5 protein-coding genes are annotated in these 4,107 nt (G+C 71.7%); all 5 read right to left on the reverse strand.

What is annotated here, in order from left to right; all coding sequences use genetic code 11:
- Window positions 1-101 precede the first annotated feature (101 nt).
- Window positions 102-455, reverse strand: coding sequence for a DUF805 domain-containing protein (locus WDV06_RS36395; protein WP_395514084.1), 354 nt, complete (start codon window positions 453-455; stop codon window positions 102-104).
- Between the two features lie 158 nt (window positions 456-613).
- Window positions 614-1,444 carry a chitosanase gene (locus tag WDV06_RS36400; RefSeq protein WP_395514085.1) on the reverse strand — a complete coding sequence of 277 codons (831 nt, stop codon included), beginning with the start codon at window positions 1,442-1,444 and terminating at the stop codon, window positions 614-616.
- Window positions 1,445-1,609: 165 nt separating this feature from the next.
- The gene (gene corA / locus WDV06_RS36405) at window positions 1,610-2,692 is read right to left on the reverse strand and encodes a magnesium/cobalt transporter CorA (RefSeq protein ID WP_395514086.1); all 1,083 of its coding nucleotides are present in this window, start codon (window positions 2,690-2,692) and stop codon (window positions 1,610-1,612) included.
- Window positions 2,693-2,765: 73 nt separating this feature from the next.
- Complete coding sequence (locus tag WDV06_RS36410; protein WP_395514087.1) at window positions 2,766-3,158, reverse strand: TOBE domain-containing protein; 393 nt, start codon at window positions 3,156-3,158, stop codon at window positions 2,766-2,768.
- A 32-nt stretch (window positions 3,159-3,190) separates the two neighbouring features.
- Complete coding sequence (locus WDV06_RS36415) at window positions 3,191-3,685, reverse strand: hypothetical protein (protein WP_395514088.1); 495 nt, start codon at window positions 3,683-3,685, stop codon at window positions 3,191-3,193.
- Window positions 3,686-4,107 lie beyond the last annotated feature (422 nt).

Raw genomic sequence — 4,107 nt, forward strand, 5'->3', positions numbered from 1 at the left:
CCCCCCCCCCCCCCCCCCCCCCCCCCCCCCCCCCCCCCCCCCCCCCCCCCCCCCCCCCCCCCCCCCCCCCCCCGACGGCGTGCGGTACGCCCGGGGGCGTGTCAGGCTGCGATCTGCTTCGGGCTGGGCCCGTACGCGTTCGGACCGGCGTCACCCTCCGTGGCCATCAGGATGATCATCCAGATGAACCCGATGAACGGGATGAGGCTGACGAGGTACCACCATCCGGACTTCCCGGTGTCGTGCAGCCGTCGGATCGAGACCCCGAGGGAGGGGAGGAACACGGCGAGGGTGTAGATCCAGGTGAGGACCGGGTAGCTGCCGAGCGCGTAGTCGAGGATCGTGAGGACGATGACGATCGGGATGTTCCAGAGGAGGAACATCCAGTACTCCTGGCGGCGGGCGCGGCCCTGGAAGTCGGCGTACCGCTTGATGACGTCGAGGTAGTAGTTCACGAGTCCCCCCTTGGGACGGAACCTGCGGCCCCTCCCCTGAAAAACGGGGCCGGGCGGAGTTATGCCCTCACGGGGGCGCCCTCAAGCCACTTCGAGCCATCCGAATAAGGCCAGCACCCTTGGTTTCAACGGCAGTTGGGCTGATCAGCGCCCCACGGTCAGCCGATGTGGAAGGAGTCCCCGTACACCTTCCAGTCAAGCGGGGTGTTCAGGTTCAGGTTGCCCTTCTTCAGGAAGACGCGCTGGGCGGTGTCGACACGGCTGGTGTCGCTGTGCGCCTCCTCCTGTTTCATCGCCCAGACGCGGGCGTCGAGGAAGGCGTTCAGCCAGGCGGTCTCGTTGCCGCCCTGGGCCGGGGGCTTGGCCTTGGACAGGGCCCGCTTGCGGATGTTGCGGAAGCTGGTGGCGTCGCCGCCGTCGCCGTGCATGACGATGGCGTCGTAGTAGGCGAACTGGCCGAGGGTGCCGACGCCGTCGGACTTGCCCTGCTTGACGGCCGGGTCGAAGTAGACCCGGTCGCGCTCGTGGTCCTGGGCCTTCCTGAACGCGGCGTCCTGGGCGGCCTTCGCCCAGTCCCTGGTGAAGTTGGGGTCGAGGCCGGCGTGGGAGTCACCGCCGTTGACCTTGCGCAGGGCCGGGAGGTACTTGGCGAGCACGTTGCCGGGCTTGACCTGCGTGTAGTACTCGACGAGGTCGAGCATGTCGCCGGTGCCGGAGCAGAAGCCGATGATGCCGGCGGTGTAGCCGCGGCCGTCGCCTATGTCCTCGATGTACTTGTACTGCGCCTTCCAGTCGAGGGAGGAGTTCTCGGCGCTGGAGACGATCTGCATGGCGATGTCCTTCTTCGCCGGGTCGTCGAGCCCGGTCGCCGCGCGGGCGGTGACGGGCGCGGGTGCGGCGGGTACGGCCTGGGCCGCCGCCGGTACGGCGAGGAGGGCCGCGCCGAGGAGCGCGCCGAGGGTCAGGGTGGTACGACGAGGGGTGAACACGAGGCCTCCGTAAGGGGGTTGAGCCTTCCCTGTTCCGTTAGGAAACTTTCCTACCAGATGAGGGAAGCGGAGAACACCCCTGGCGCGGCCCTGTCCGGAAGCCACTCGTCCGCGCTCGGGTCCGCCCTGTGCCGGCGCGGGATCCCCTCCGGCCGCCGGACGGGATCAGAGCCAGCCGTTGCGGCGGAAGCCCCGGTGGATGAGCCAGCAGGCCACCGCCATGACCGCGAGGACCAGCGGATAGCCGTACGTCCAGTGCAGCTCCGGCATGTGGTCGAAGTTCATGCCGTACACCCCGCACACCATCGTCGGCACGGCCACGATCGCCGCCCACGCCGTGATCTTGCGCATGTCCTCGTTCTGGGCGACCGTCACCTGTGCCAGGTGCGCCTGGAGGATCGAGTCGAGGAGACCGTCGTACGCCCCGATCTGCTCGGTCGCCCGCGTCAGGTGGTCGGCCACGTCCCGGAAGTACGCCCGGACCTCCGCCGGGATCACCGGTATCGGCTGCGTCGCCAGGTGCTCCAGCGGCCGCCCGAGCGGGGCCACCGCCCGCCGCAGTTCGAGGAGTTCGCGCTTGAGCTGGTAGATCCGGCCGGCGTCGCCCCGCCCTCCGTGCTCGCTGAACACGGCCGTCTCCACGGCGTCCATGTCGCTCTGCACCGCGTCCGTGACCGCCACGTAGTCGTCGACCACGTGGTCGGCCATGGCGTGCAGCACGGCCGCGGGCCCCTTCGCCAGCTGCTCCGGCTCGGCCTCCAGGGCCTCGCGGACCGGGCCGAGGGTGCCGTGGCCGCCGTGCCGGATGGTGATGACGAAGTCCTCTCCGACGAAGGCCATCAGCTCGCCGGTCTCCACCACCTCGCTGGTCGCCGTCAGTTCCTCGTGCTCGACGTAGCGGACGGTCTTGAACACCGCGAAGAGGGTGTCGTCGTAGCGCTCCACCTTGGGCCGCTGGTGGGCGTGGACGGCGTCCTCGACGGCCAGCGGGTGCAGTCCGAGCAGCTCCGCGAGCCCGGCGAGTTCCAGCTGCGAGGGTTCGTGGAGACCGATCCAGACGAAGCCCTCGCCCGTCTTGCGGACCCGGCGCAGCGCCTCCTCGACCTCGGCGCAGCCGTCCTGGCGGATGCCGTCCTGGTAGACCACGCAGTTGACCACCGCGCTGCCGAGCGGCGAGCGGGCGGGGTGGCTGAGGTCGACGGCCCGCCGGTAGCCGCGGCGCACGGCCCGGCGCAGGTTGCTGAACATGGACAAGGAGGTACTTCCCTTCGGCGGATCAGCGGTCAGTCTGCCACCGCCACCCCGCCGGGCCCGCCGGAGGTCAGCCGCGGTCGACGAACACGCTGGTCGACTTGACCCGCGCCGTGGCCCGCGAGCCGACCTCCAGGCCCAGCTCCTCGACCGCCTCCCGGGTCAGCAGGGAGACGACGCGGTGCGGCCCGGCCTGGATCTCGACCTGGGCGTCCACGGTGCCGAGCTTCACACCGGTGACGATGCCGGGGAATGCGTTGCGCGCCGAGGTGTACGGGGCCTCGTCGCCCTCGGCGCCCTCCTGCGCGGCCTCGACGCAGAACGCGGCCAGGTCGGGGCCGTCGACCATGCGGCGGGTGCCCTCGCGACGGGTGGGGAAGCGCTCGGCGTCGGCCCAGCGGCGGGCCGTGTCGACGCTGACGCCGAGCAGCCGGGCCGCCTGGCCGATGGTGTAGGACTCCATGGCCGCAGCTTAGGCCGGGGGTGGGCGGGGGGCTAACAGGCGGGGGACGATCCCTTCTGGCCGGTCAGGTCGCGGTTGTAGAGCCAGCCGGTCTGGTTGGTGCCGTCCACGCGGACGAACGTCCACTGATTGCCGTACGAGTTGACGATGTAGCAGTGGTACCAGAGCTTCGTGCCGCTCTTGACCAGGCTGCCCTGGGCGCACTGCTGGTAGGGGGCGGCGAGGAGGTGGTGGTCGCCGGATATGAAGCCGTAGGTGCCCGGCTTGGGGTCCTTGTGGGTCCAGCCGGCGCAGCCCGTCGGCACCGGGCCCGGCTTGGCCGCGGGTGAGGACGCCGGGGCGGAGGGCGAAGCCGTGCCGGGCTTCTTCGAGGGGGCGGCGGAGGGGCCGGTCCTGGAGGGGGAGGGGGACGGGCCGGGGGTCGCCGTGGCCGGGAGGTCGCCGGGGGTCGGGGAGTCGGGGGCGGCGGCCGGCGGCGTGGCCTTGGCGTGCGCCTTCTTCCCGGTGTCGCCGCCCCCGGAGGTCACGGCGTACGTGACGCCTCCGGCGGCGAGGACGGCGACCGCGGCGACGGCGACCGCGATCCGGCCGCGCCCCCGGCCGCCGGCCTGCGGCCCGGCCGGGCGGACGGCGGTCGGCGGCTGCCCCGACGGGCCGCCCCACGGGGGGAGCGGGGCGTAGGGGGAGGGAGCGTGGGAGTGCGGCGGAAACGATCCGCCGGCACCCGCAGGCGGCCCGAACCCGGGCTCCGGCCCGGGGCCGGAGCCCCCGGCGGGGGCGGCCCCGGGTCCGTACCCGGGGGTGGCGCCGAACGGCGGCGGCGCGGCGGCCGAGGCGGCGGGGGGCCCCCCCGCCCCGGCCCCGTGATATAAAAAAAAAAAAACCAACCCACCCCCATAATATATTGTTGATTACAGTGGTCGACGTCTAATAAAAAAAATAGGGGGGG

This window comes from Streptomyces racemochromogenes, assembly GCF_044129415.1.
GTDB lineage: Bacteria > Actinomycetota > Actinomycetes > Streptomycetales > Streptomycetaceae > Streptomyces > Streptomyces racemochromogenes_A.

What these genes read in the sequence shown, in the direction of transcription:
- corA (WP_395514086.1), bottom strand. Translation starts at nt 2,692, where the DNA reads ATGTTCAGCAACCTGCGCCGGGCCGTGCGCCGCGGCTACCGGCGGGCC.
- WDV06_RS36410 (WP_395514087.1), bottom strand. Translation starts at nt 3,158, where the DNA reads ATGGAGTCCTACACCATCGGCCAGGCGGCCCGGCTGCTCGGCGTCAGC.